This is a genomic window from Psychrobacter sp. 1U2, assembly GCF_051847575.1.
Window position 1 is genome coordinate 1 of sequence record NZ_JBPYDC010000847.1, and the last position, 807, is coordinate 807.

Annotated in this window: 1 protein-coding gene and 1 pseudogene; both read left to right on the forward strand. The window is 46.3% G+C overall.

Annotated elements, in window-relative coordinates; all coding sequences use genetic code 11:
- Positions 1-312, forward strand: a pseudogene (locus ACS8FD_RS19090) (EamA/RhaT family transporter); the annotation flags it as partial.
- Between the two features lie 94 nt (positions 313-406).
- A partial coding sequence (locus tag ACS8FD_RS19095; protein ID WP_439277018.1) for a PaaI family thioesterase occupies positions 407-807 on the forward strand: 401 nt, incomplete at its 3' end.

Genomic DNA, 807 nt, shown 5'->3' on the forward strand with positions numbered 1-807 from the left:
AGTATGTTGCCTAGCTTTTCAATGGCGGTGCCGCTGACAGAGTCTAAGTCGCTTTGGTTAATCGCTATACAGGCATTAATTTTTGCTGGTCAATTTTTACTACTGTTTTTACTACAAAAAACAGGCGGACCCGTTTTATTGAGCTTGTTAGGCGCAGTAGGGGCGATCGTTGGTGTCCCTGTGGCTATCTTTTTACAAGGCGAAGCGCCGCCTGAAGGGTTGTTATTGGGCGCCTCTTTAATTGGTATTGGCGTCGCGCTTGTCACCTGGGGCGGCGTAAAAATAGCAAAGGTGTCGATAGAGGAGATTTAAAGGTGTGGATTTAAAAATTTGTTATGATGATTGAGAAAAAGACTGTTTAATAAAGAACAGACAGGGAAATAACAACCAAACTCAAGGAAGATATATGTCTGCAACCAAAGAAGAAATCGTCGCGTTTATAACATCGGAGTTTCCTCAGACCAAATGTATCATCGAAGCCGTAGATGATAGCGGTGCGACTTTAGCCCATGATATTGGCATAGACGAGCTGCGCCCAGGTGGTACGGTCTCTGGGCCAGTATTAATGAGTATCGCTGATGTCGCCATCTATGTGGCGATACTGGGTAAAATAGGCATCGTCCCGTTGACCGTGACGACGAGCCTTACCATCAACTTTTTGCGTAAACCCTCCGCCCAAGCACGTATCATTGCTAAGTGTACGCTGATAAAAGTAGGGCGCACGCTCATAGTGGGCGAGGTCGCTTTATATTCAGAAGGCTCAAGCGACATGGTGGCTCATGTCGTTGGCACATATTCTGTACCGCC